Annotated in this window: 17 protein-coding genes and 1 pseudogene; 6 read left to right on the top strand and 12 right to left on the bottom strand. The window is 71.3% G+C overall.

Annotation, left to right across the window (positions count from 1 at the left end; all coding sequences use genetic code 11):
• Positions 1 to 128: 128 nt before the first annotated feature.
• Positions 129 to 1,244, top strand: coding sequence for an alanine dehydrogenase (ald, locus tag ACWENQ_RS04395; RefSeq protein WP_354912987.1), 1,116 nt, complete (start codon positions 129 to 131; stop codon positions 1,242 to 1,244).
• 48 nt (positions 1,245 to 1,292) lie between these two features.
• Here ald and ACWENQ_RS04390 read toward each other — a convergent pair whose 3' ends face one another.
• Positions 1,293 to 2,012 carry a DUF3105 domain-containing protein gene (locus ACWENQ_RS04390; protein WP_354912989.1) on the bottom strand — a complete coding sequence of 240 codons (720 nt, stop codon included), beginning with the start codon at positions 2,010 to 2,012 and terminating at the stop codon, positions 1,293 to 1,295.
• Positions 2,013 to 2,107: 95 nt separating this feature from the next.
• Here ACWENQ_RS04390 and ACWENQ_RS04385 point away from each other — a divergent pair, with 95 nt between their 5' ends.
• A complete protein-coding gene (locus ACWENQ_RS04385; RefSeq protein ID WP_449916315.1) occupies positions 2,108 to 2,731 on the top strand; it encodes a DUF305 domain-containing protein in 624 nt (207 codons plus the stop codon).
• 151 nt (positions 2,732 to 2,882) lie between these two features.
• Positions 2,883 to 3,176 (top strand): DUF3467 domain-containing protein, encoded by a 294-nt coding sequence (locus ACWENQ_RS04380; RefSeq protein ID WP_449916318.1) that lies wholly within the window; start codon positions 2,883 to 2,885, stop codon positions 3,174 to 3,176.
• On the opposite strand, the gene ACWENQ_RS04375 is transcribed toward ACWENQ_RS04380, so the two are convergent.
• Genes ACWENQ_RS04375 through ACWENQ_RS04365 form a run of 3 tightly spaced genes read right to left on the bottom strand, consistent with a single transcriptional unit; the run spans position 3,146 to position 6,878 of the window.
• Positions 3,146 to 4,216, bottom strand: a complete 1,071-nt coding sequence (locus ACWENQ_RS04375; RefSeq protein WP_452412859.1) for a threonine aldolase family protein — start codon at positions 4,214 to 4,216, stop codon at positions 3,146 to 3,148. The two genes, ACWENQ_RS04380 and ACWENQ_RS04375, sit on opposite strands and share 31 nt — an antisense overlap.
• Positions 4,213 to 4,842, bottom strand: coding sequence for an SDR family NAD(P)-dependent oxidoreductase (locus ACWENQ_RS04370; RefSeq protein ID WP_449916324.1), 630 nt, complete (start codon positions 4,840 to 4,842; stop codon positions 4,213 to 4,215). Before ACWENQ_RS04370 ends, ACWENQ_RS04375 begins: the two co-directional genes overlap by 4 nt.
• Positions 4,839 to 6,878: a DUF6421 family protein gene (locus tag ACWENQ_RS04365; protein WP_452412858.1), complete on the bottom strand. Its 2,040-nt coding sequence runs from the start codon at positions 6,876 to 6,878 to the stop codon at positions 4,839 to 4,841. Before ACWENQ_RS04365 ends, ACWENQ_RS04370 begins: the two co-directional genes overlap by 4 nt.
• Before the next feature lie 176 nt (positions 6,879 to 7,054).
• Here ACWENQ_RS04365 and ACWENQ_RS04360 point away from each other — a divergent pair, with 176 nt between their 5' ends.
• On the top strand, positions 7,055 to 7,756 hold the full coding sequence (locus ACWENQ_RS04360) for a hypothetical protein (RefSeq protein WP_452412857.1): 702 nt from the start codon (positions 7,055 to 7,057) through the stop codon (positions 7,754 to 7,756).
• Here the strand turns inward: ACWENQ_RS04360 and ACWENQ_RS04355 are convergent.
• The 3 genes from ACWENQ_RS04355 to ACWENQ_RS04345 form a co-directional block, all read right to left on the bottom strand.
• Positions 7,696 to 8,358: a response regulator transcription factor gene (locus ACWENQ_RS04355; protein WP_354913003.1), complete on the bottom strand. Its 663-nt coding sequence runs from the start codon at positions 8,356 to 8,358 to the stop codon at positions 7,696 to 7,698. The two genes, ACWENQ_RS04360 and ACWENQ_RS04355, sit on opposite strands and share 61 nt — an antisense overlap.
• 63 nt (positions 8,359 to 8,421) lie before the next feature.
• Positions 8,422 to 9,966 carry a serine/threonine protein kinase gene (locus ACWENQ_RS04350; RefSeq protein ID WP_449917550.1) on the bottom strand — a complete coding sequence of 515 codons (1,545 nt, stop codon included), beginning with the start codon at positions 9,964 to 9,966 and terminating at the stop codon, positions 8,422 to 8,424.
• Positions 9,966 to 11,450 carry a hypothetical protein gene (locus ACWENQ_RS04345; protein WP_449916333.1) on the bottom strand — a complete coding sequence of 495 codons (1,485 nt, stop codon included), beginning with the start codon at positions 11,448 to 11,450 and terminating at the stop codon, positions 9,966 to 9,968. Before ACWENQ_RS04345 ends, ACWENQ_RS04350 begins: the two co-directional genes overlap by 1 nt.
• A gap of 92 nt (positions 11,451 to 11,542) precedes the next feature.
• On the opposite strand from ACWENQ_RS04345, the gene ACWENQ_RS04340 reads away from it, so the two are divergent.
• A complete protein-coding gene (locus ACWENQ_RS04340; protein ID WP_452412856.1) occupies positions 11,543 to 13,663 on the top strand; it encodes a hydantoinase/oxoprolinase family protein in 2,121 nt (706 codons plus the stop codon).
• On the top strand, positions 13,660 to 15,468 hold the full coding sequence (locus ACWENQ_RS04335; protein ID WP_452412855.1) for a hydantoinase B/oxoprolinase family protein: 1,809 nt from the start codon (positions 13,660 to 13,662) through the stop codon (positions 15,466 to 15,468). Before ACWENQ_RS04340 ends, ACWENQ_RS04335 begins: the two co-directional genes overlap by 4 nt.
• 113 nt (positions 15,469 to 15,581) lie before the next feature.
• Here the strand turns inward: ACWENQ_RS04335 and ACWENQ_RS04330 are convergent, their stop codons facing one another.
• The 5 genes and pseudogenes from ACWENQ_RS04330 to ACWENQ_RS04310 all read right to left on the bottom strand — a co-directional run bounded on the left by ACWENQ_RS04330 (position 15,582) and on the right by ACWENQ_RS04310 (position 20,026).
• Positions 15,582 to 16,214: an adenosylcobinamide amidohydrolase gene (locus tag ACWENQ_RS04330; protein WP_452412854.1), complete on the bottom strand. Its 633-nt coding sequence runs from the start codon at positions 16,212 to 16,214 to the stop codon at positions 15,582 to 15,584.
• Positions 16,211 to 16,927, bottom strand: a pseudogene (locus ACWENQ_RS04325) (ABC transporter ATP-binding protein); the annotation flags it as partial. The gene ACWENQ_RS04330 and the pseudogene ACWENQ_RS04325, both read right to left, overlap by 4 nt.
• Before the next feature lie 44 nt (positions 16,928 to 16,971).
• Positions 16,972 to 17,931, bottom strand: coding sequence for a FecCD family ABC transporter permease (locus tag ACWENQ_RS04320; protein ID WP_452412987.1), 960 nt, complete (start codon positions 17,929 to 17,931; stop codon positions 16,972 to 16,974).
• A gap of 68 nt (positions 17,932 to 17,999) precedes the next feature.
• Complete coding sequence (locus tag ACWENQ_RS04315; protein ID WP_452412853.1) at positions 18,000 to 18,965, bottom strand: ABC transporter substrate-binding protein; 966 nt, start codon at positions 18,963 to 18,965, stop codon at positions 18,000 to 18,002.
• 200 nt (positions 18,966 to 19,165) lie between these two features.
• On the bottom strand, positions 19,166 to 20,026 hold the full coding sequence (locus tag ACWENQ_RS04310; protein WP_452412852.1) for a Gfo/Idh/MocA family protein: 861 nt from the start codon (positions 20,024 to 20,026) through the stop codon (positions 19,166 to 19,168).
• Positions 20,027 to 20,028 lie beyond the last annotated feature (2 nt).

The raw sequence follows: 20,028 nt of genomic DNA, 5'->3' as shown, positions 1-20,028 counted from the left end.
CCATCCTGACTGGTGCTTCCGCAGAGCCTAGCGAGGACGGCAGGAACCGGGAAATCATCGACAGTCTGCCAAGAACCTTGGCACGGTCCATACAGAGTGTCGCCCCCGGCCTGGGGGACATTGGACATATGAAGGTCGGAGTTCCTCGCGAGGTCAAGAACCACGAGTATCGCGTGGCCCTCACACCCGCGGGCGCGCACGAACTGATCAGGCATGGACATCAGGTCTTCGTCGAACGGGACGCGGGAAGGGGATCGTCCATTCCCGACGAGGACTTCGTCGCCGTCGGCGCGGTGGTGCTCGACGGGCCCGACGAGGTGTGGGGCATGGGCGACCTCGTCCTGAAGGTCAAGGAGCCCATCGCCGAGGAGTACCACCGGATGCGCAAGGGCCAGGTGCTGTTCACCTACCTGCATCTGGCGGCCTCCGAGGCGTGCACGAGGGCGATGCTCGACGCGGGCGTGACCGGCATCGCCTACGAGACCGTGCAGGCGGACAACGGCGCCCTGCCGCTGCTCGCCCCGATGTCGGAGGTGGCCGGACGGCTAGCCCCGCAGGTGGGCGCCTACCACCTGATGCGCCCCGAGGGCGGCCGCGGCGTGCTGATGGGCGGCGTCTCCGGCGTGCGGGCGGCGAACGTCGTCGTGATCGGCGCGGGCGTGTCGGGGATGAACGCCGCGGCGATCGCCCTCGGCATGCAGGCCGAGGTGCTGCTTCTCGACCGCAACATCGACAAGCTGCGCCAGGCCGACATGATCTACCAGGGCTACTGCCAGACGATCGCCTCGAACACGCTGGAGATCGAGAAGGCCGTGCTGGAGGCCGACCTGGTGATCGGCGCGGTGCTGGTGCCGGGTGCGAAGGCGCCGACGCTGGTCACCAACGAGCTGGTCAGCAGGATGAAGCCGGGCTCGGTGCTGGTCGACATCTCCATCGACCAGGGCGGCTGCTTCGAGGACTCCCGGCCCACCACGCACGCCGAGCCGACCTACCCGGTGCACGACTCGCTGTTCTACTGCGTGGCGAACATGCCGGGGGCGGTACCGCACACCTCCACGTTCGCGCTGACGAACGTCACGCTGCCCTACGCGCTGGCCATCGCCGACAACGGCTGGCTGGCGGCGCTGCGCAGCGACCGCGTGCTGGCCCGGGGGCTGAGCACGCATGAGGGGCGGCTGCTCAGCGAGCCCGTGGCCGAGGCGCACGGGCTCGTGGCGACGCCGATCGCCGAGGTGCTCGGCTAGCGGGAGCCGTCGCGCCGGTCACCCGCGATCGGCGAGACGGCTCCTGGCTCAGGACTTGGCGGGCGACGGCGTGGCCGAGGGCGCGAGCGACTCGTGCGGCAGCGGCGTCGTCGTGTTCTTGGGCTCCGGCGGCAGCGGCTGCTGGTCGGCGGTCGAGGTGATCGCGTACTCGCCGCCGCAGGTGGCGCCGAGCTCAGGGGTGTCGGGCCCGTTCTGGTACTTGGTGATGAACTTGGGCAGCTTGGCGTCGCCGGCGTCCTGGAAGGTCAGCTGGTGTCCCCAGGTGCTGGCCACGATGGGGGCCGGCAGGCCGGGGTACGGGCTGACCAGCATGTACTTGGAGTCGCCTGTCGACTCGGCGATCGTCTTCAGCTTCTCGAGCTGGGCCTTGGGCAGGTCGGGGCGGTAGGTGATCCAGACGGCGCCGTGCTCGAGCGAGTGAACCCCGTGCTCGTTGTGGATGGGCTTGTCGTAGATCGCGCACTGCTGCCAGTAGTTGTTGTGCTTGCCGCCGACAGGCGGGCTCTCCTTGTACTTGACCGAGCTCCAGACGTGCTCGCCGCCCGCGTAGGAGACGTTGGTCACCGCGTCGAGCGAGGTCGCCTGCCGGTCCTTCACGATGTAGAAGCCGACGCCGCCGACCAGAAGGAGGATGACGAGACCGCCCACGCCCCACATCAGCATGGCGGACCGGCGCTCCTTGGCCTTCTGCTCCGCCCGCATCTTCGCCAGATGCTCGCGTCGCGCCTGCGCCTTCTCCTTCGTCATCAGTTCCTCCATGGGGTCACCAACTGCGGGTCACCCTATGCCCTCGGGGCGTATGTGGCGAATAAGGAAGGACCGGTGAGTAGTCTGGGAAAACGATGACGAAAAAGCCTCTTCTGATCGCGGGATTCGCCGCGCTCGCGGTCGCCGCAGTGTTGTTCTTCGTGATGGGCAGGACCGGCACCCCCACCGACTCGTCCGCCGAGGCCGGATTCGCCCGCGACATGGGCAAACACCACGCGCAGGCGACCGAGATGGCCTTCGCCGCGCGCGACAGGTCGGCCTCCCCCGACATCAGGAACCTGAGCGAGGACATCATCGTCACCCAGACCGCGCAGCGCGGGATGTTCATCGGGTGGCTGCAGCAGTGGGGGCTCGACCAGGCGAGCGCCCGTCCCGAGATGGCGTGGATGGTCGGCCACGCGGGCCACGGCGGCACCCAGGACAAGCCCGAGCCGATGCCGGGTGTGGCCACCCCGGAGGAGATGGCCAGGCTCAGGAGCCTGCAGGGCAAGGAGGCCGAGATCTTCTTCCTGCAGTTGATGATCCGCCATCACGAGGGCGGTGTGGAGATGTCCAAGGGACTGCTGGAGCTGTCGGACCGGGCCGAGGTGAAGGGGCTGGCCCAGCAGATCGTCAACAGCCAGACCAGCGAGATCAAGCTGATGACGGACCTGCTGAAGCAGCGCGGCGCGGCACCCCTGCCGTCGATCCTCCGGTAGCGGCGCGCGGCCCAGCCGCGGGTCCTGCGGTAGCGGCGCGCGGCCCAGCCGTGCGGGTTCTGCGGTAGCGGCGCGCGGCCCAGCCGTGCGGGTTCTGCGGTAGCGGCGCGTGACCATGCCGTGGATCCGGAAAATGGGGCACGATGGCGACATGGGAGAGCCCGAAAGCCGCCTGGAGGTCAGCATCTCGCCGGAGGTGGAGGCGGGGCAGTACGCCAACTTCGCCTCCGTCTGGCACACCCGCGACGGGTTCGTGCTCGACTTCGCGGTGATCACCAGGCCGCCGCAGCTGTCGGAGGAGCCCGAGTCGGGACAGCCCGTGGTGAGCGTCCCGACTCGGATCGTCAGCCGTATCAGAATTCCGCCGAGCCAGGTCTTCGAGCTGATGAAGGCCCTGGAGCAGCAGCTGACCGCCTACGAGAAGGAGATCGGCGGCTCGCCCTGAAGCTCCTCGGCCACGGCGGCGGCGAAGGCGTCGACGTCGGCCTCGGTGGTGTCGAAGGAGCACATCCAGCGCACCTCGCCGGTGGCCGCGTTCCAGGTGTAGAAGCGGAACCGCTTCTGCAGCCGCTCGGTGACGTCCTGGGGCAGGCGCACGAAGACCGCGTTGGCCTGCGCCTCCCTCGACAGTTCCACGCCGGGGATGTCGCGGACGGCCGCGGCCAGCCGCGCCCCCATGGCGTTGGCCTGCCGGGCGTTGCGCAGCCACAGGTCGCCCGACAGCAGGGCCTCGAACTGCGCGGAGACGAAGCGCATCTTCGAGGCCAGCTGCATGAACGTCTTGCGCAGATAGTCGACGCCGGTGGCCGCCTCGGGGTTGAGCACGACGACGGCCTCGCCGTACAGCAGGCCGATCTTGGTGCCGCCGAACGAGAGGACGTCCACGCCCGCGTCGGTGGTCAGCGCGCGCAGCGGCACGTCCAGCGCGGCGGCGGCGTTGGTGAGCCTGGAGCCGTCGAGGTGGACGGTCATCCCCAGCCCGTGGGCGTGCTCGCAGATGGCCGCGATCTCGTCCGGGGTGTAGAGGGTGCCGAGCTCGGTGGTGTTGGAGATCGAGACGACCTTGGGCTGGGCCCGGTGGACGTCGCCGAAACCCCACGCCTGGGTGTCGATGAGGGCGGGCGTGAGCTTGCCGTCGGGCGTGGGCACGGTGAACAGCTTGATGCCGCCCACGACCTCGGGCGCGCCGCCCTCGTCGGTGTGGATGTGCGCGGTGTCGGCGCAGACCACGGCCTCCCACTGCCGGGTCATGGCGCGCAGCGAGACGACGTTGGCCGCGGTGCCGTTGAAGACCGGGTAGGTCTGGGCTCCGGCGCCGAAGTGGCTCCTGAAGATCGCCTGCAACGCCTCGGTGTAGACGTCCTCTCCGTAGGAGATCTGGTGGCCCTCGTTGGCCGTGACGATGGCCTGGAGGATCTCCGGGTGCACGCCTGCGTAGTTGTCGCTGGCGAACGCCTTGAGAGCGGGGTCGTGGCGGGGAATCACTGGGTGAGGTCCAATCGGATGCCGTTGATCTCGTCGGCGGGCCGCTCGTACAGCTGCGCGACCGCCTCGGCGAGGGTATCGACGTGGGTGAACCCGGCGAACTTCGCCTCCGGCTTGGCGGCCTTCATGGCGTCGTTCAGCAGCGCCTTGACCACGAGGACGGTGGCCGCCGAACCGGTGTCCTTCAACGCGTCGGCCAGCGAGAACGTCCACGCCTCGGCGGCGGCCTTGGCCGCCGCGTAGCAGGCTCCGCCCGCGGTGGGCTTCTCGGCCGCCTTGGCCGACACGATGACGAACCGGCCGTTGTCGGACTTCCTGAGCAGCGGCTCGAAGGCCAGCGTCACGTGCTGGAGGGTGCGGACCAGCAGGTCGTGCAGGACGGCCCAGTCCTCCAGGTCGGTGTCGGCGAACGTCTTGCCGCCACGCCACCCGCCGACCAGGTGGACGACGCCGTCGACCTGGCCGTGCTCGGCCTCGATGCGCTCGGCCAGTGCCTGGACGGCGCCGCGGTCGAGCAGGTCGACGTCGTCCTTGTCCACACCGATGACCGTGTGACCGTTCTCGGTGAAGTGCTTGGCGACGGCCTGCCCGGTCGGCCCGGCCGCACCTGTGATCAGAAGGATCATGCTCGGATCCCCTTCGTGGACTCGACGACGTCACCGAGCTTACGGCGGAGGGCCTCGTAGAACATGCTCAGGGGGAACTCGTCGGGCAGCACGGCGTCGACCATGGCCTTCTGTTCCTCGGGAAGCCGGCCGGTCTTCCACACCGAACGGGGGTGCGGCTCGACGTAGGCGGTGACCAGCTCGTAGGCGGCGATCCAGTGCGCCATCTTGGCGCGGTCGATGCTGTCGCGGTAGAGCTTCTCCACCTCGCCGCGCAGGTCGGCCACGCCGTCGGCGACGCGGTTCCAGTCGATCGACAGCCGGTTGTCGGTCCACCTGATGATGTCGTTGCGGTGCAGGTAGGCGAACAGCAGCTGGCCGCCGAGCCCGTCGTAGTTGCGCACCCGCTCACCGGTGATGGGGAAGCGGAAGAGCCGGTCGAACAGGATCGCCAGCTGCACGTAGCGCGCGTGCGGCACGCCCGCCGCCTCCAGCTTGACCGCCTCGCCGAACGCGGTGAGGTCGCAGCGCAGCTCCTCCAGCGAGTACAGCCAGTACGGCATGCGCTGCTTGATCATGAAGGGGTCGAACGGCAGGTCGCCGTGGCTGTGGGTGCGGTCGTGGATGAGGTCCCACATGACGAAGGTGTCCTGGGCCAGTTCCTGCGACTCCAGCAGCCTGGCCGCGTCCGGCGGCAGGTCCAGCTTGAGCGTCCGGGCGGCGGCGCTGCTGACCGAGCGGAAGCGCGCGGCCTCCCGGTCGGCGAAGATGCCGCCCCAGGTGAAGCGCTCGGGCGCCTGCCGTACCGCGACGGTCTCGGGGAACAGCACCGCTGAGAAGGTGTCGTAGCCGGCGGTGAAGTCCTCGAAGGCGATCGGCACGAACAGCGGGTTGTCGTAGCCGTTGGACTCGAGCTCGGCCAGCCAGTCGGGCCAGATCGTGCGGATCCAGACCGCTTCGAGGTTGCGGTTGGGGTTGCCGTTCTGGGTGTACATGGGGAACACCACGAGGTGCTCCAGGCCGTCGACGCGCTGGGTGTCGGGGTGGAAGAGGTTGAGCGAGTCGAGGAAGTCGGGCACGCCGAGGCCCTGCTCCAGCCACTTGGCCAGGTCGGCCTGGACGGCCTGCAGGTAGGCGGCGTCGTGCGGGAAGTAGCCGGACAAGCGGCCCACGAGGTCGGAGACGTAGCCGACGAGGGCGGCGGCGGCCTGCTTGTCGTCGGGGACCGAGCCGTCCTTGGCCTGGAGCGGGCGCAGCTCCTCGACGACGGCCTTGAGCTGGGCGAACAGCTCGGACTTGGCCTCGTCCTGGGCGCCGGCCGGACGGGTGGCGGACGGCACCCGGGCCGCCCACGTCACGACGTTGCCCCACAGGGCGCGGTGGTCGTAGTCGTCGATGGAGTCGTCGCCGAACAGGTCGGAGTCGGCGAAGGCCACGACCTTGCCCTTGCCGTACTCGACGGAGACGGCCAGGGGCGCGCCCGCGGGGTCGGCGGTGGCGGAGGTGGTGAACAGCACGGTGGCGTCGTCGCGGGCGGTGAGCACGCCGGAGCGGTAGAAGCAGGCGCTGCCGACGCCGGCGAGCACGCCGCCGGTGGAGGGGGTGCCGAGCACCCAGGTGGCGACGCCGCGGTGGGCGTTGCCGGGGTCGCGGACGGTGGTGTGGGTGATGCCGATGCCGAAGCGGGCGAGCAGCTCGGCCAGGTTGTTGCCGTACTTGTCCTGCTCCTCCTCGGCCAGGACGATGAGCCCGCCGCCGTCGGCGACGAAGGACTCGATGGCGTTGAGCTCGTCGGCGGTGAAGACGGGGCTGCCCTGGCCGGTGGTCCGCTCCCAGCGCTGCTGCGACGGATGGGCGACCACCAGGACGTCGTGGTCGGCGAGCTGCTCCAGGCTGCCGGAGGTGACCCGGTGCCCCAGGCGGCGCAGCAGGTCGGCGGCGCGCGCGTAGCTGTTGTCGTCGGGGTGGGCGGGATTGATGGCCTCGGCGACCTCACGCCTGATCGTCCACGACTCGCTGTGCGCCTCGTCGAACAGCACCCTGGGGAACGCTCGCATGAAAATCTCCTGTTTCGGACGCTCTCTTACGGAAAATATACACATAGAACGGGCAAGGACCGCCATACCCTCCCGAATCGCGAGACCGGGGTGGCGTCCCGCTCCCCCGGCCGGGTGACGGCGGATCGGTCAGCAGGCGGACGACCGGCGGCCCGGCGCGACCTAGCGTGCCTGGCATGCTCAACAACCAGGTCGCCTTCCGCAGGATCGCGGCGGGCACGCTCCTCATCACCGCACCGCTGCTGCAGGCGGTCGCCGTCGTCGTCGATCCGGGCACGTGGGGCGACGACCGCGAGGCGGTCAGCTTCGGGGTCAACCCCACCCTCGCCCAGCTGCAGTCCGCGCTCTACCACTGGAGCTGGCTGCTGATGGCCGTGGCCGCGCTCGGCCTGGCCCACCTCACCCGGCGCCGCAACACCAGGCTCGGCCACGTGACCGCCGCCATGTCGGTGATCGGCTACAGCTCGCTGTCCGGCATGCTGATCATCGACCCGGTCGAGTGGTGGCTGGGCCGGCACTACCCGCCGGAGCGGGCACAGCAGATCATGGACGAGATGCTCGGCCTGCCGATCACCGTGGGCGCCTTCCAGCCGTGGATGTTCCTCGGCCTGATCGGCCTGCCGCTGCTGACCGTGGCGGTGTGGCGGTCCGGCTTCGTCGGCTGGTGGGTGCCGCTCGTCGTCACCCTAGGCTACCTGGGCTCCTTCGCTGTGCCGTACGGCCCGCTGACCGTGCCCTTCTGGTGCGCGCCCGTACTCGCCCTGGGCTGGACGGGCCTCAAGGTGCTGCGCATGGGCGACGCGGCCTGGGCCGCGTACTACCCGATGGCCGCGCCCGGCCGGACCACGCCCGACTCGTACGCGAACACGACGGCCTGAGCCCGGTCGCGCAGGTGCAGCTTCATCAGCACGCGGGCCACGTGCGTCTTGACCGTGGCCTCCCCGACGAACAGCTCGCGGGCGATCTCGGCGTTGGTCAGCCCGCGCGCCAGCAGGCGCAGCACCTCGAGCTCGCGCGGAGTCAGGTCGGCCAGCTGCGGCGGCGGGGTGGGGTCGTGCCGCCCGGCGAAGGAGGCGATGACCCGGCTGGTCACCGCGGGGTCGAGCAGGGCGTCACCGGCGTGCACGACCCTGATCGCCTCCACGAGCTGCTCGGGCGGCGACACCTTGAGCAGGAAGCCGCTGGTGCCGGCGCGCAGGGCGGCGTAGAGGTTCTCGTCGGTGTCGAACGTCGTCAGCATGACGACCTTCGGCGGCGCGGGCTCCTCGAAGATCTTCCTGGCCGCGGCGAGGCCGTCCATGCGGGGCATGGAGATGTCCATCAGCACGATGTCCGGACGCGTCCGCCTGACCACGGCCAGCGCCTCATGACCGTCGGCGGCCTCGCCGACGACCTCCATGCCCTCTTCGCTGTCGACGACCATGCGCAGGCCCACTCGGACCATGGCCTGGTCGTCCGCGATGACGATGCGAATACCCACACGCGGAGAGTAGACGTTGGGGACGCTCTTGCCCATAGGGGTACAGCGGGCTCCAAGTCAGGCTCAAGTGAGCGCCACGCTCGTCTTGATCTTCGCCAGCGTCTCGGGGTCGCATGCTTCCGGCGCGCAGAAGTAGAGGATGAGCGCCGGCTTGGAGGGCGTCTCGACGAGATAGCCCGTCACGTTCAGCTCGCTGGAGTGGTCGGGGCTCTGCATGAAGCCCGTGAACTCGGTGGCGGGCCGGCCGGCGACCAGCGCCTTGCTGGGTTCGCTGTTGAAGGTCACCTTGCCCGGCAGCATCGTGTTGAGCGTCTCCTGCATGGTCTGCAGGTCGGCCTTCGGATCGAAGGTGTCGGCCAGCTGGACGAACACGCCTTGGGTGTCGGCCGGATCCAGGGCGTGGACCTCCTTCCAGTCGGCGTCAGGGCCCGCGACGAACAGCGACTCGAACTGCGGGGCGCTCGGCGAGGCCAGCGCGAAGAGGTCCAGGTGCGTCTCGGCCGTCCAGCTCTCGGGGTAGTCGAAGCTCATCGGCACCGCGGCGGACGGCTTGTAGACCCGCATCTCCTCGCTTCTGTTGGTCAGGAAGAGCACGGCGGCGACGGCGATCGCGGCGAGGACGGCGACCGCCCCGGTCAGGAAGAGCACCAGCTTCTTCCGCCTGCGCGGCGGGGCGCCGGCGGCGCGCTTGGCCGTCCTGGGCTTGGCCGCACGGGTCTTGGCCTCCGGCGGGATGCCGGTCTGCTGCTGCGGGCGCGTGGGCGCGTACTCGCCGCTGATGGCGTCGCGCAGCGCGCCGACGAACGCCGTGCAGGTGGGATAGCGCTGTTCGGGCGACTTCGCCAGCGCCTTCATCATCACCCCGTCGACCTCGAGCGGTAGTTCCTGGCGCAGGTGCGACAGCGGTGTCGGCGCCTCGGCCAGGTGCGCCCACAGCAGGGCGACGTCGTTGTCGCGTTCGAACGGCATCCGCCCCGCCAGGGCCTCGTAGACGACGCAGGCCAGCGCGTACTGGTCGGCGCGGCCGTCGATGTGCTCCTTGTTGATCTGCTCAGGCGACATGTAGCGCGGTGTGCCGATGAACTGGTCGGTCTGCGTGAGCCCGGTGATCGAGGTGCGGTGCTTGGTGATGCCGAAGTCGGTCAGGTAGACGTGGTCGCCCGCCAGCAGGATGTTGGCCGGCTTCACGTCGCGGTGGATCAGGTCGTGCGCGTGGGCGGCGTCCAGTGCCGCGGCCACCTGCGCGGCGATGGAGTTGACCTGACCGACCGGCATCGGTCCCCGGTCGTAGATGAATCTGCGCAGGTCGAGGCCGTCCACATAGCGCATCGAGATGTAGAGCACGCCCTTCTCGTCGGAGTTGGCCTCGTAGATCGGGATGATGTTGGGGTGCTCGATGCTGGCGACGGTCCTCGACTCCAGGATGAAGCGCTGACGGAAGCGGTCGTCCACGCTGAGGAGCGGATTGAGGATCTTCAGGGCCACGCGGCGGCTCAGGCGGGGGTCCAGCGCAAGGTAGACCACCGCCATGCCGCCTTTGCCGATGACGTCCTCGATGTAGTATCCCGCGACCTCCTGGCCGATCAGGGATCTCTCGTTCAAGTGCATCACGTTTCGATCGGGTGGCCGCAGTAGCCACAGAACCGGTGCGCGGGGCCCAGTTTCATACCGCAGGACGTGCAGAACTTCACCTGTTGCTGTGCGGTCAGCACAGGCTGCGACTGCGGTTGTTGCGGTGGGACCGCAGGGAAGTTCTGCGATCGTCTGACCATCACGGTCGGATTGGCGCCGTCATCAGGCGGCGGTGCGCCGACGTGAACCTCCTGCGGCTGCATCTCCTCCAGTTCTTCTCCTTCGGGTCCGGCCCTGCGGCGGCGCCGCCACAGCAGCACCGCGATCCCCGCGGCCAGCGCCAGCAGGACCGCCGCCCCGACGACGAACGGCCACAGCGGGATGCTGGTGGGCGGAGGCGCGGTGGCCTTGCGGGCGCCGATGTCCTGGGCCGTGCCCTTCTTGGCCAGTGAGTCCTTCAGGTGCGCCTGGGCCACCGGCTGACCCGGGTAGTAGTCGAGCACGCGTTTGAAGGCCGGCGCGGCGTCGGTGTAGTTGTGGGTGTGGTACCGGGTCAGCGCCGCCTCGAAGGCGGCGTCGAGCGGACCCCTGCGCGCGGGCGTCTTGGCGGCGGCCAGCGCGGAGGTGATCTCCCTGACGCCGATCATCCGTGCCACCGTGCCACCACCGACCAGCAGGCCGATGACGTGGCCGTCCTTGTCACCGATGACGGGCGCGCCGAGCATGCCCTGGTCGATCAGCTTGCCGAGCTTGACGGGCTCGTCGACCTTCTTCTGCGGGTCGGCGAAGATCCGCCCGCCCTCACCCGCTCCGCCGGGACCGAGGTGCGCGATCTCGACCTTGAGGGGCTGCGTGGCGGCCGGCCTGCCGAGGAATCCCGCGACCGCGGTCGGCGCGCCGACCTTGTCGGGCACCTTGTCGGCCAGCGGCGCCGTGGGCATCCCGATGCCGCCCTCGGACGTCGAGGTCGGCCGCAGGACGGCCGGCGACAGCGGGTCGTCGCCGAGCTTCACGACCTCGGCCTTGAACCCCCGGCCGGCGGGCGTGATGTTCGGGAACACCGTGATGTCCTGCTTGATGTCGACGATGCAGGTCGACATCTTGCTCTTGAGGTCGTAGCAGAGCTGGAGATGGTGGTTGAGCTGATCGTCCGACACCGTGTGCCGGTCGAAGTCGGCGGGGATGTTCACCTTGTGGTAGTCGCCGAACACCTTGTTCGCGGCGTAGACCGCCAGGTCGTTGTCGGTGTGGACGACCTGGGTGAGCGTGACGAGCGTGCCGTCGGGATTGACCACGGTGCCGGTGCCCGTCCCGATGGGCACGTCGTAGGTGCGCTCGATGTGCAGCAGCTCGCCGACGTGGTCGAGCAGGGTGATGTCGATGATCGCCTTGGCCTCGACCCGCGCCACCGCGGGCGTGACCAGGTCGGTGATGCCGCTGGGGTGGTTATGCGCTAATGCCGGGGGCACGCTCAACATCGCGAGGGCGACCGCCACTCCGGGCACTGCGAGACGCCTCATAACGAGCTCCCTACCGACGACAGAACCAGACTCCCAACCGCCCACCGAAAGTCAATCGTGACAAGCGCTTGCTTGAGTCCTACCGTATCGACGTGGAATACCAGATCGGGGTTGACGTCGGCGGCACATTCACGGACACCGTGCTGCACGGCCCGTACGGCGAGGTGTCCGTCGCGAAGTGTCTGACCACCCCTGACGACCCACTCACTGGCATCATGTCCAGTATCTCCCAAGTGCTGTTTTATGCCACCCCCTCGAAGGTCAAGAGGGTCGTCCACGCCACCACCCTGGCCACGAACGCCGTGCTCGAACGCACCGGCGCCCGCGTCGCCTTCGTGACCACGCGGGGCTTCCGCTCGCTGCTCCCGCTCGGCCGCTACGCGCGCGTCGAGGAGGACCGCTACGACCTCCGCTTCACCCCGCCGCCGCCACCCGTGGCCGCCGAGGACTGCTTCGAGGTGGACGAGCGCGTGGCCGCCGACGGCTCGGTGCTCGTGCCGCTCTCCCAGGAGTCCGTACGGCGGGCCGGTCGCGAGATCGCCGCCCGCGGCATCACCTCGGCCGCGGTGTGCCTGGTGCACTCCTACGCCGACCCCACCCACGAGCGGCAGGTGGCCGCCGTGCTGAAGGAGTACGTGCCCGAGGTGGTGATCTCGTCGGAGGTGTGGCCGGAGCTCAGGGAGTACGAACGCGCCACGACGACCGTCATGTCGGCCTACGTGGGGCCGCTCATGTCGTCCTACCTCACCAGGCTCCGCGAAGGGCTCGCCGCGCTGGGCATCACCGCCCCCGTGCACGTCATGGAGTCCGGGGGCGGCGTCATGTCCGCCGCCCAGGCCGCGCGCAGGGCGGTGGCGACGATCGAGTCCGGCCCCGCGGCCGGCGTGCTGGCCGCCGCGCGCACCGGGCACCCCCGGGTGATCTCCTTCGACATGGGCGGCACCACGGCCAAGACCTGCGTCATCCGGAACGGCAGACCCGAGATCACCCACGAGTTCCACGTCGGCGGCAAGGGCAGCTTCGGCGGTCGCCGGGCGGGCACCGGCGTGCCGGTGAAGACCCCGGCCATCGACCTGGCCGAGGTGGGCGCGGGCGGCGGCAGCGTCGCGTGGGTGGACCAGGCCGGCGCGTTACGTGTGGGGCCGCGCTCGGCGGGCTCCTCCCCCGGCCCGGCCTGCTACGGGCTGGGTGGCTCCGCCCCCACGGTCACCGACGCGAACCTGGTCCTCGGCTACCTCTCCCCCGCCTCCTTCTCGGCCTTCCTGCTCTCCGCCGACCTCGCGGAGAAGGCGCTGGACAGGGTGGCGGGGCCGCTCGGGGTGTCGCGCGCGGCGGCGGCGCACGCCGTCCACGAGATCGTCGCGGCGGCGATGGGATCGGCGGTGCACGTGGTGACCGTGCAGCGAGGGATCGACCCGCGCGGGTTCGTCATGGTGGCCTTCGGCGGCGCGGGCCCGATGCACGCGGCCAGGGTCGCCGAGCGCTTCGGCATCGGCACGGTCGTGGTGCCGGCCCTGTGCGGCGTCGCCTCGGCCGCCGGGCTGCTGGCCGGCGAGCTGACGGCCGAGCGCGTGCGGTCCGCGCCGTCGGCCGCCGATCCCGAGGCCGTCTTCGCCGCCCTGGAGGCCGCGGCCCGCGACGACCTCGCGGTCGCCGCCGGCGCTCCCGGCGTGCGGGCCGAGCGCGCGGTGGACGTCCGCTTCCGCGGCCAGGCGCACGAGCTCACCGTCCCGTGGGGGCCGTCGGTGGCCGGCGCCTTCCACGAGAAGTACCGGCAGGTGTACGGCATCGCGCAGGAGGGCGAGATCGAGCTGGTCAGTTTCCGCCTCCGGCTGAGCGTCCCCGCCACGAACGCTGCTGCCGGGACCCGAGCCACCGGCGAGCTCCCCGGAGCCGGAGCCGGGGTCACAGGAGCCGGTGTCACAGGGGGCGGGGTGACAGGAGCCGAGGCGACAGGGGCCGGGGTCGGGGTCACAGGAGCCGGGGGCACACGAGCGGGGGGCACTGGCCGCAGAGTCGCCTACTTCGCCGAGTGCGGCGGCTACGCCGAGGTGCCCGTGCTGACCCGCGCCGCGCTCACCCGGCTGGCGGGCCCCGCCATCGTCGAGGACCCCGAGTCGACCATCGTCGTCCCGCCCGGCTGGAGCGCCGCCCTCACGTCCGACGGGGCCGTGGTCCTCACCAGGACGACCGGGCAGGAGGACCGGGCATGACCCTGACCGCGGAGGTCCTGCGCAACGCCCTGGTCGTCGCGGCCGAGGAGGCGAGCATCGTCGTCGTCCGCTCGGCCTACTCCACGTTCATCGTCGAGGGCTCCGACGCCTCCGCCGCCCTCCTGGACGCCAGGGGACGGCTGATCGCCCAGTCGACGGCCACCACGCTGATGAACAGCATGGCGCTCAAGGTCGCCCTGCCGTACCTGCTGGCCGACCATCCCGCCGGCACCATGCGGGAGGGCGACGTCTACGTGCTGAACGACGCCTACCGCGGCGGCGTCCACACCAACGACCTGCTCGTCTACCGGCCCGTCTTCGTCTCGGGCGGGCCGGCATACTTCACCGCCACCATGATCCACGTCTCGGACCTGGGCGGCCTGTCGGCGGGCGGCATGGCGCCGCTGGCGACCGACATCTTCCTCGAGGGCCTCCAGCTCCCTCCCGTACGGCTGGCCACCGCGGCGGGGCTGGATCCCGCCGTCGAGGCCATCCTGCGCGCCAACTCGCGCACGCCCGACAAGGTGATGGGCGACGTGCGCGCGCTCGTGGCGGGCACCGCCGTCGCCGCCGCCCGGATGTCGTCGCTCGTCGCCGAGCACGGAGCCGAAGGCCTGGCGCGCGGCATCGACGCCTACCTGGACTACACCGAGGCGCGCACCAGGGCCGCACTGGCCGACCTGCCGCGTGGCCGCTTCACCGGGTCGTACCCGATCGACGACGACGGCGTCCACCCGGACCGGACGCACACGGTCAGGGTCGCGGTCACGACGGGCCCGCCGTCCACGGACCCCTCGCCATCGGGCGGCTCACCATCGGGCCCCTCGCCATCGGGCGGCTCACCATCGGGCCCCTCGTCACCGAGCGCCTCGCCATCGGGCGGCTCATCACCGGGCCACTCGTCACCAGGTCCCCCGCCGTCGGGAGCCGCCGCGCACGTGGTGGTGGACTTCGAGGGGACCGACCCGCAGGTACCCGCCGCGATCAACGCCTCCGCGTCGCAGTCGCTGGCCGCCGCCGTCTTCGCCGTGCGCTGCTTCCTCGACCCCACGATCCCCATGAACGACGGCTGCCTGCGCGCGATCAGCGTCCTGCTGCCGGAGGGGTCGCTGCTGAACGCCCTGCCCCCGCACCCGTGCGGCGGCAGGTTCGTGCCGATCTACGCGGCGATGGAGGCCATCTTCCAGGCGCTGTCCGACGCGATGCCGGAGCGGGCCATCGCCGCCAGCGGCATCCTCCAGCCGTTCTCGATCGCCGCCGTCGGCGCGCCGTACTGGATCCACCTGTCCTACGACTTCGGCGGCGTGGGCGCGCGGCGCGGGCTGGACGGGCCCGACGCGACGGGCGTGCACTTCGGCATCGGCCGCAACTCCGTGCCGCAGGCCGAGCCGGTGGAGACGCGCTGCCCGCTGGTCGTCGAGTCGATCGAGACCATCACCGACTCGGGCGGTCCCGGCGCGTACCGGGGCGGGCTCGGCTCGCGCACGGTCCTGCGCTTCCTCGCGCCGTGCCATGTCACGACGCGCGGCGACCGGCTGCGCCACGCCCCTCCCGGCCGGGACGGCGGGCTGCCCGGCAGGCTGGGCGGCTTCTTCCGGCGGCGGGCGGACGGCTCGCTCGAGCGGCTGCCGGCCAAGGCGAACAACGTGCTGTTCCAGGCGGGAGAGGCGTTCGTGGTCGAGACGACCGGCGGTGGCGGGCTGGGCTCGCCGCTGCTCAGGGACCGGGCCCTGGTGGCGGCCGACGTCCGGGCGGGCCGGGTCAGCGCGCGGGCGGCCAGGGAGGACTACGGCCTGCGCGGGTGACCAGCCGCGCGCGGGGACACCACGGACGACGCGAGCGGAACCCGTGGATGATCAGCCGCGCGTGCGGGGACGCCGCCGAGGTGAGCGACCGGGCGAAGCGCGGCGTCAGGTGATCAGCCGCGGGGACGCCACTCGGCGGCGCCCTGCCGTACGGCGGTGTGGACGGCACGGGCGAGCCTGGAGCCGTAGTCGGAGCGCGGGCCGCCGAACAGTTCCGCCGGGCCCGCCGCGGGAACGGCGACGCAGACGGCGTCGGAGGCGGTGCCCGTGCACGGGAAGCCGGCCTCGACGAGCGCCTGCGTCTTGGCCTCGGTCGCGGTCATGACCGCGTTGACCAGGGCCGCGTCGGTCATGGCCACCGGGACGGTGATCATGAGGTTGATCGTGCCGACCCGCAGGGGCGCCAGCTCGGGATCGACGTGGTCGGGAGCGGCGGCGGCCCAGGTGGGGACGCGCAGGCCGACGGTCGCGACCGCCTCGACCCCGCCGTCCGAGCCGGTCGTGTAGCGGTCGACGGAGGCCGCGGTCATCATCCCGACGCCCTCCCCGTCCGGGCCGAGGGAGACCAGGTGGTCGACCGGGTCCATGCGCGAGTATCCGGCGACGACCTGGGCGTTCAGCACCCACGAACGCGGGCCGATGCCGCCGCCGAGCATCGCGGAGGAGATCATCCGCCAGCCGGGCCCGAACTCCCACAGCAGCGAGCCGAGCCTGGCCCCTTCCTCGGTCCGGTAGGACAGCTTCAACGGCCCCTCACCAGGTGGACGACGGGCCGCCCGTCGGGGCCCGGCTCGATCTTGACATGCGCGTCGAAGTGCCTGCCCACCAGCTCCTCGGTGAGCACCTGGACCGGCGCGCCCGAGGCCATCGCGCGCCCTTCGGCGAGTAGGAGCAACCGGTCGGCGTACTGTCCGGCGAGGCTCAGGTCGTGCAGAGTGGTGACGACGGTCAGCCCGTCGGCCAGCCTGAGCTGGTCGACCAGTTCGAGGACCTGCTGCTGGTGACCGAGGTCGAGGGCGGTGGTGGGCTCGTCGAGCAGCAGCACCGGCGCCTCCTGGGCCAGCGCCCTGGCCAGCACGACCCGCTGCCGCTCGCCGCCCGACAGGTTCTCCACCCGCCGCCCGGCCAGCCCCGCGAGGTCGAGCCGGTCGAGCACGGCGGCGGTCACGTCCCTGTCGCGCCTGCTCTCCCGCCCGAGATAGGGGATGTACGGCGTGCGGCCCAGCAGCGCGTAGTCGAAGACGGTCATGTCGGCGGGAAGCGCGGGCGTCTGGGGGGCGAAGGCGACCGTCCTGGCCCGCTCGCGCGGCCGGCCGGGCGGCGCCCCGTCGAACAGCACCGATCCGTCGAACGGCACCAGCCCCATGATCGCGCGCAGCAGCGTGGACTTGCCCGCGCCGTTGGGCCCGATCACGGCCAGCCACTCGCCCCGCCGTACGGTCATGGAGACCTCGGCCAGCACCTGCCGCTCCCCCAGCACGACCGACAGCTCACGGGTCTCGATCACATCCCCGCCCTCCTGGTCATCCGCAGCACGCCGACGAAGAACGGCGCGCCGACGAAGGCGGTGACCACGCCGATGGGCAGCTCGGCGGGGGCGATGACGGTGCGGGCGATGAGGTCGGCCAGGACCAGGAAGGCGCCGCCCCCGATCAGCGACAGCGGCAGCACGATCCGGTAGGAGCCGCCGGCCATGCGGCGCACCACGTGCGGGACGACGATGCCCACGAAGGCGATGAGCCCGCTGACCGCGACGGCGGCGGCGGTGGCCAGGGACGCGCCGAAGAGCACGGCCAGCCGTACCCTGGCCGCCCTGACGCCGAGGGTGGTCGCCTCGTCGTCGCCGACGGACAGCACGTCCAGCATCCGGCCGTGCAGCAGGAGCAGGGCGCTGGAGCCGACCGCGTACGGCGCGACGAGCGCGAGCTTGTCCCACCCGCCCTGCAGATCGCCGAGGATCCAGGCGTAGACGCGTTCGAGCTCCTCGACCTTGAGCTGCTGGACGAAGGTCTGGATGGCGGTGAGGAAGGAGGTGACGGCCACGCCCGCCAGCACCAGCGTGGCGGTGCCGCCGGAGCGCCCGGCGGTGTTGCCGAGGGCGTAGGCGAGGAAGACGCCGCCGACCGCGCCGGCGAAGGCGGCCAGGGGGACGCTCGCGACGCTGCCGGGCAGGAACACGATCACCATCGTGACCGTCAGGCCCGCGCCCGAGGCCGCGCCCAGCAGGTAGGGGTCGGCCAGCGGGTTGCGGAAGACGCCCTGGTAGCCGCCGCCCGCGACGGCCAGCAGGCCGCCCACGGTGGCGGCCACCAGCACGCGCGGCAGTCTCAGCTGCCACAGCAGGCCCTGCTCGACGGGGGCGAGCCCGGAGTCGACGTGGATCCACGGCAGCCAGTCGGCGGCCTGGAGCACGACCTGCCAGGGCGAGATGTCGGCAGCGCCGCCCAGCAGTCCCGCGATCATCGAGAGAGCGAGGACCGCGAGAGCGGCCGCGACCCACAGCGGCCTGGCCCTGGCGGGCACGTGCGGCTTCACTGGCTCGTGTCGGCCTTCCGCACGGCGTCACCGATCGTGGTGGCCAGGTCCACGATGCGCGGACCCCACCGGGAGGCGATGTCGTCGTCGAGCTGGGTGACGCGGTCGTTCTTGACGGCCTTCAGGTCCTGCCACCCGGGCCGCTTGGCCAGCGTCTCCTTGCTCTGCTGGCAGCACTTCACGTCGGCCAGGAAAATCAGGTCGGGGTCGGCCTGCGCGACGAACTCCGCCGACAGCTTGGGGTAGCCGCCCGCCGCGTCGGGCGCCTTGTCGGCGACGTTGACCAGGCCGAACATGCCGTAGATCTGGCCGATGAAGGTCGTGGACGTGGCGGCGTAGGGGGTGGTGTCGAGCTCGTGGTAGTAGGTGAGCTTCGAGGCCTTCGGCGCCTCGGCGGCCAGCCGGTCGAACGTGGCCTTCATCCCGGAGACGACCTCGTCGGCCTTGGCCTTGTTGCCGGTCGCCACGCCGAGATCGACGATCTCGTCGTAGGCCTCGTCGATCTTGGTGGCGGCGGGCTCCACGAGGACGGGCACGTTCACCTTGGCGAGCTGGGCGGCCACCTTGTCGTCGGAGGCGACGACGAGGTCGGGCTTGTGCGCGATGATCGCCTCGACGTTGGGCTTGAAGCCCGACAGGTCGGTCCTGGGCGCCTCGGCGGGGTAGGTGGACATGTCGTCGACGGCGACGACCTGCGGTCCGGCGCCGATCGCGAAGAGGGTCTCGGTGGCGGTCGGCGAGATGGAGACGATGCGCTCGGGCTTCTTGGCGATGGTGACCGCGCCGTTGCCCGCCTGCACGGTGGCGGGGAAGGCGGCCTCCTGCGCGGCGGGGGCGGTGGTCTGGGCGGCCGAGGGGGCGGTGGCCGAGGGGGCGGAGGAGGGAGCGGGAGTCTGGCCGCAGCCGGCCAGGACGACCGTTCCCAGCAGCGCGCCCGCGAAGGCCGTGCGTACGGGCCTCACGAGTAGTCCTTTCACACTGTCGGAACCGAGAGACCCGCGAAGATGCGACGGATCACCCTTTTCCACGAGGGTTGATGACGTCGGCGCGGCGGCAGGCGACCTGGCTATGACAGTTGCGGGACAGCGCCGGACTCGCACCGGACTTCGCTGCAACGCTGCGCGTCGGACAAACGCTATCAATTCTCCCGATGGGCCCGAAGTCAAGGGGTGGCGAGCTGGGCCTCCGCGGCGGCGATGATCTCCTGTAGGTGCAGGCCGCGCGCGGCGTCGAGCGGGTGGCCGCCGCCCCGCCGTACGGTGGTGGCGAACTCCTCGGCCACGCGCGCGAACTCGTCGTCGTCGGAGGCGGGCAGCCGGACGCTGCCCTGCGTGCCGTACACCTCGACCCGCAGCGGCGGCAGGTCGCCCACCGCGGCCATGGTCAGCGACACCTCGCTGACGGCGCCGCCCTCGTGCTCCAGCAGCAGGCCCACCCAGCGGAGCGGGTCGCCGTGGGCGCGGACGCCGACCACCCTGCCCAGGGCGGCGTCGAGCAGGTCGATGACGTGCGGCCCGACGTCGAGGAGCGCGCCGCGCTCCAGCCGCCACGGCGTGGCGAAGTCGCCGCCGCCGCTCAGCACACCGGAGATGGCGGCGGCCTGGCCGCCGAACGCCCCGATCCGGGCGCACCCGGCCAGGAAGTCACGCGTGCCCGGGGAGTAGCGCAGCGTGAGCAGCATCTGGGACGCGACGCCCGCCTCCCCGATCGCGTCGGCCAGCCGGCGCGCGCCGTCGAGGTCGGCCGCCAGCGGCTTCTCCAGCAGCAGCGCCTTGCCCGCCTTGGCGGCCAGCACGCCGAGCTCGGCCTGGACGGCGGGCGGCACGCAGAAGGCCACCGCCTCGACGGCGTCGAACAGGTCCTCGATCCGCTCGTGGACGGGAGCACCCAGCCGGGCCGCCGCCTCGGGACGGCGCGCCCACACGCCCGCGAGCCGCGTGTGCGGCCCCTTCGCCAGCATGGGCGCGTGCGCCATCTCCGCCCACGGGCCCGCGCCCACCAGTCCCACCGCCACAGGTTCCACGG

This window comes from Nonomuraea sp. NPDC004354 (genome assembly GCF_053602555.1).
The sequence above is the reverse complement of the archived record's forward strand: the minus strand, read 5'-3'. Positions and strand labels throughout refer to the sequence as shown.

Bases quoted from the DNA above. Each gene is read 5' to 3' on its own strand.
- ald (WP_354912987.1), top strand. From the start codon at position 129: ATGAAGGTCGGAGTTCCTCGCGAGGTCAAGAACCACGAGTATCGCGTG.
- ACWENQ_RS04390 (WP_354912989.1), bottom strand. From the start codon at position 2,012: ATGACGAAGGAGAAGGCGCAGGCGCGACGCGAGCATCTGGCGAAGATG.
- ACWENQ_RS04385 (WP_449916315.1), top strand. From the start codon at position 2,108: ATGACGAAAAAGCCTCTTCTGATCGCGGGATTCGCCGCGCTCGCGGTC.
- ACWENQ_RS04380 (WP_449916318.1), top strand. From the start codon at position 2,883: ATGGGAGAGCCCGAAAGCCGCCTGGAGGTCAGCATCTCGCCGGAGGTG.
- ACWENQ_RS04370 (WP_449916324.1), bottom strand. From the start codon at position 4,842: ATGATCCTTCTGATCACAGGTGCGGCCGGGCCGACCGGGCAGGCCGTC.
- ACWENQ_RS04365 (WP_452412858.1), bottom strand. From the start codon at position 6,878: ATGCGAGCGTTCCCCAGGGTGCTGTTCGACGAGGCGCACAGCGAGTCG.
- ACWENQ_RS04360 (WP_452412857.1), top strand. From the start codon at position 7,055: ATGCTCAACAACCAGGTCGCCTTCCGCAGGATCGCGGCGGGCACGCTC.
- ACWENQ_RS04350 (WP_449917550.1), bottom strand. From the start codon at position 9,966: ATGCACTTGAACGAGAGATCCCTGATCGGCCAGGAGGTCGCGGGATAC.
- ACWENQ_RS04345 (WP_449916333.1), bottom strand. From the start codon at position 11,450: ATGAGGCGTCTCGCAGTGCCCGGAGTGGCGGTCGCCCTCGCGATGTTG.
- ACWENQ_RS04335 (WP_452412855.1), top strand. From the start codon at position 13,660: ATGACCCTGACCGCGGAGGTCCTGCGCAACGCCCTGGTCGTCGCGGCC.
- ACWENQ_RS04320 (WP_452412987.1), bottom strand. From the start codon at position 17,931: ATGATCGCGGGACTGCTGGGCGGCGCTGCCGACATCTCGCCCTGGCAG.